A 3,833-nucleotide genomic window follows, 5' to 3' on the forward strand; every position below is an offset into this window, starting at 1 on the left:
GGGGAGCGCCGGACGGTCCGGCGCTCCCCTCGCTTCCGTTTCAGGTGGAGCGGGCGTCCTCGTCCAGGTCGCCCTCCAGCAGGCGGTCGCCCAGGACGTCGCCCGCGCTGCGCCCGGTCCGCAGCACCGGGTTCTCGGAGACGGACTGCCCGGCCCGGCCCGAGTTCACATCCGCCGCCCGGGCAACGGCTTGCCCCTTGCATCCTCCCCGCCTCCCCGAGACGGCCGCGAAGCGGCTTCGCGCCGTGCTCCACTCCCGATCCCAAGGAGGCGAAGGATGTCCACCCACCTGCTCGACGCGCCGGCACAGGCCTCGTGGGGGCTCACGGCCGGCTCGCCGCAGCCCGTCACGCACGACCTGGCCTATATCACGACGGCCATCGTCAACGTGCTGTTCTTCGGCGTGCCCGGGGCCGGGGACCGGGGCTGGGTCCTGGTCGACACCGGGATCCCCGGCTCGGCGCACCGCATCGCGGAGGCCGCGGCCGAGCGCTTCGGGCGGGGGGCGAGGCCCGCGGCGATCGTCCTGACCCACGGGCACTTCGACCACGTGGGCGCGGTGCGGGAGCTGGCCGAAACGTGGGACGTGCCGGTGTATGCGCACGAGCTGGAGCTGCCGTACCTCACCGGCCGCTCCTCCTACCCGCCCCCCGACCCCACGGTGGGCGGCGGCGCCATGGCGGCGCTCTCCTTCGCGTACCCGCGCGGCCCCATCGACCTGGGCGCGCGCGTGCGCCCCCTCCCGGACGACGGCTCCGTCCCCGGGATGCCCGGCTGGCAGTGGTTCCACACCCCCGGCCACACCGCGGGGCACGTCTCCCTCTTCCGCGACGTGGACCGCGCCCTGGTCGCGGGCGACGCCTTCGTCACCACGAAGCAGGAGTCCGCGCTGGCGGTGATGACCCAGCGGCGGGAGATCCACGGGCCCCCGGCGTACTTCACGCCCGACTGGTTCTCCTCCCGCAGGTCGGTGGAGGCCCTCGCGGCACTGGAGCCGGAGGTGGCGATCACCGGGCACGGCCTGCCCATGCGCGGCCCGGAGCTGCGGGAAGGGCTGCGGCGGCTCGCGCGGGACTTCGACGCGCTCGCGGTGCCGGCGCACGGGCGGTACGTGGGCCGCCCGGCCGTGGCGGACCGGACGGGGGTCGTGTCCGTGCCGCCCATGGACGCGCGGAGCAAGCTCCTCCTGGGGGTGGGGGCCGCGGCCGTGGCGGGGATCGTGCTTGGGGCGCTGACCGGTTCACGCGGGCGCTGAACGGCGATCTTCGGACCGCCCGTGGTGGCGCGGCGGCGACCGCTCTCCACGACGCGAGGCCGGGTGGGAGTCCCCACCCGGCCTCGCCGTTCCTGCGTCGCGCCGTTCCGCCGCCCAGGCTCAGGCGACGGTGAGCGCCCCGGTGGCGGGGGGGCGCGCCATCAGCACGTACACCCCCTTGTCTTCCACCAGATCGAAGCCCAGGCGGCCGTAGAGGCGGCGCGCCGGGTTGAACGCCTCGACGTGGATGCTCACCGGCTTCCCGTCCCGGTCACCCTCGGCGAACACCTGCCGGATGAGCGCCGTCCCGATCCCTCCGTTCCGGTGCTCCGGGAGGAGCGAGACGTCCACGATCCGGATCTCGCGCGGCCACCGGTCCACGTACAGCCGGCCGATCGGCGCGCCGTCCAGCAGCACGAGGTCGAAGCTCGCGCCCGTGTAGTGCTCGTGCCAGTACGCATGCTGGGCCTGGAACTGCTGCCGCAGGAACGCTCCCTTCTGCTCCGTCGTCCAGGGGACCGGAGCCAGCTCCTCCTCGCGGGTGCTGGCGTACAGCCGGCAGAGGAACTCCTCGTCCTCGGGCCGGATGGGGCGGAGCGACACGTTCGGTTCGATCGGGACCTCCTGTTGACGACCTGTCTGCCTGGCGCAGGGCCCCCTCGGAACGGCCTCCAGGCAGACGCTGGTGTTTTGGGATCAGCAGGCGCAAAGGGGGCGCGGGTCCGCCACCCCGATCCTTCGACCGGGGTGGCGCCCGCCTGTCGCGCTCAGCTTCGGGGAGGGAAGATGCCCTGGAGAGCGATGTTGAAGTAGAAGGTCAGGTACGGCTGCATGTTGTTGTGGGGCGTGCTCCCCCCGGCCACGGAGATCTGGGTGAAGTTCATCTGCACCAGGTTCTGCGAGGAATTGTTCTGGTACAGCGTGGCTCCCACCGAGCGGGCCAGCGATGCACCATTCGGGGCGGGGTCCTCGCCCGGCTGGTTGGAGGCGCGCAGAGTGTGCGCGTGCACGGGGATCTCGGACTCCAGCAGCGTAACGTGGTCCGCACCGCCCTGCTCGCCCAGGTCGTGGAGCGAAAGACCGGGCCCCTGGCCGGGGTGCATGACCGCACTGCCCTGGATGTCGGGGAGCGCGAAGGTGCTCTTGCCGTCGCCCCCGTAGACGGTGCCGAGCAGCGAAAAGAGCGCGGTGTTCTGGCTGATCGGCATGAGCTGCCCGTTGCACCAGGCCCAGCCCTTGGGGGCGAAGTTGAACGGGAAGATGCGGATCTCCGCGACGAATGGATCGGCCATTATCCGAGCTCCTCAGGTGGGGGACGGGAAGATCCCGAAGAGGGAGATGATGTAGTTGACGCAGATGTACGGCTGGAAGTTCGTGTGCGGCTGGCTGCCGCCCGTGGGCGAGACCGTGCTCGCGGCCATGCTCACGTTCGGGTTGTCCGCGATGTAGGGGGTGTAGCTGGGTGTCTGCGCCAGCACACTCCCGGCCGCGCTCGTCACGTCCGCGTTGTCGGCCGACGCCAGCATGGCGTGGCTGTGCGAGGGGAGCTGGTTCACGGTGAGCGTGATCTCTTCAGCGCCTCCGGACTGCGCCAGGACGAAGCCGCCGCCCTGGTGGACCGGGATGCGGCCGCGCATGTCGGGGAGTGCGAAGGTGCTCGCCCCGTCGCCGCCGTAGGTGGTCCCGATGAGCTGGAAAAGCGCCTCGTTCTCGGAGATGGGGAGCAGCTGGCCCTCGCAGAATGCCCAGCCGACCGGGGCGAAGTTCCCGGCGAAGAGCCGGATCTCGCCCACGTAGGGTTGCGCCATGTTGGTCTCGTCAGTTGGGGCTGGGGAAGATGCCCTGCAGGGCGATGCAGAAGCTGATGCTGAGGTACGGCTGCATGTTGAGGTGCGGCTGCGAGCCTCCGACCGGGGGGATCGAGCCCTGGTTGAGCACCGCGCCCCCGCTGGGCGAGGCACGGTAGGTCTGGTTGAGCGGGCTCGCCAGCAGGTTGTTGGCAGGGTTGATGTCGTTCCCCTGGGCCGACGAGGCGGTCACGATGTGCGTGTGCGCAGGCATCTCCGAGATGGTGAGCGTGTGGGCCTGCTCGCCGCCCGCCTCACCCAGGATGTGGCCGTTGCCCACGTGAATGGGCGTACGCCCCTGGAGGTTGGGGAGTGCGAAGTTGGTCTGCCCGTCGCCGCCGAAGGTGGTTCCCAGGAGCGCGAAGAGCGCCTGGTTCTGGTTGATGGGAAGGAGCTGGCCGTTGCAGAGCGCCCACCCCTTGGGCGCGAAGCTGAACGACATCATCCGGATCTCGGAGAGGAACGGTTCTGCCATCGGTCTCCTCGACGAAGAGGGGTGAAGGGGGTCCCGCATACCACGGTTCGAGTGCTACAGCCGCCCGCGGCCGGCAATGGTCTGGCCGTCGGACGTGGTTGCCACAGGAATGGGGTCGGGCTCCTCCGCCGCGGGTGACAGGTGAATGAACGCCGGGCTGCCCGTGGATCCAAGTGATCCCTGCGCGAGCCCGGCGGGGGCAATGTGATCGGAAGATCTCGGCGGCCGCGGGTCGCCGGCGGGGCCACCGTGGCCC

The 3,833-nt window shown here is 71.0% G+C and carries 6 protein-coding genes; 1 reads left to right on the forward strand and 5 read right to left on the reverse strand.

The window, feature by feature from the left end:
- Positions 1-40 precede the first annotated feature (40 nt).
- Positions 41-169 carry a hypothetical protein gene (locus VGR37_01670; GenBank protein ID HEV2146104.1) on the reverse strand — a complete coding sequence of 43 codons (129 nt, stop codon included), beginning with the start codon at positions 167-169 and terminating at the stop codon, positions 41-43.
- A 108-nt stretch (positions 170-277) separates the two neighbouring features.
- On the opposite strand from VGR37_01670, the gene VGR37_01675 reads away from it, so the two are divergent.
- Positions 278-1,255 (forward strand): MBL fold metallo-hydrolase, encoded by a 978-nt coding sequence (locus tag VGR37_01675; GenBank protein ID HEV2146105.1) that lies wholly within the window; start codon positions 278-280, stop codon positions 1,253-1,255.
- Positions 1,256-1,375: 120 nt separating this feature from the next.
- Here VGR37_01675 and VGR37_01680 read toward each other — a convergent pair whose 3' ends face one another.
- The 4 genes from VGR37_01680 to VGR37_01695 form a co-directional block, all read right to left on the reverse strand.
- Positions 1,376-1,858, reverse strand: a complete 483-nt coding sequence (locus VGR37_01680; protein HEV2146106.1) for a GNAT family N-acetyltransferase — start codon at positions 1,856-1,858, stop codon at positions 1,376-1,378.
- 164 nt (positions 1,859-2,022) lie between these two features.
- Positions 2,023-2,547 carry a tail fiber protein gene (locus tag VGR37_01685; protein ID HEV2146107.1) on the reverse strand — a complete coding sequence of 175 codons (525 nt, stop codon included), beginning with the start codon at positions 2,545-2,547 and terminating at the stop codon, positions 2,023-2,025.
- 12 nt (positions 2,548-2,559) lie between these two features.
- Positions 2,560-3,063: a tail fiber protein gene (locus tag VGR37_01690; protein HEV2146108.1), complete on the reverse strand. Its 504-nt coding sequence runs from the start codon at positions 3,061-3,063 to the stop codon at positions 2,560-2,562.
- 10 nt (positions 3,064-3,073) lie between these two features.
- Positions 3,074-3,577, reverse strand: coding sequence for a tail fiber protein (locus tag VGR37_01695; GenBank protein HEV2146109.1), 504 nt, complete (start codon positions 3,575-3,577; stop codon positions 3,074-3,076).
- Positions 3,578-3,833: the final 256 nt, after the last annotated feature.

The organism is Longimicrobiaceae bacterium, assembly GCA_035936415.1.
GTDB lineage: Bacteria > Gemmatimonadota > Gemmatimonadetes > Longimicrobiales > Longimicrobiaceae > JAFAYN01.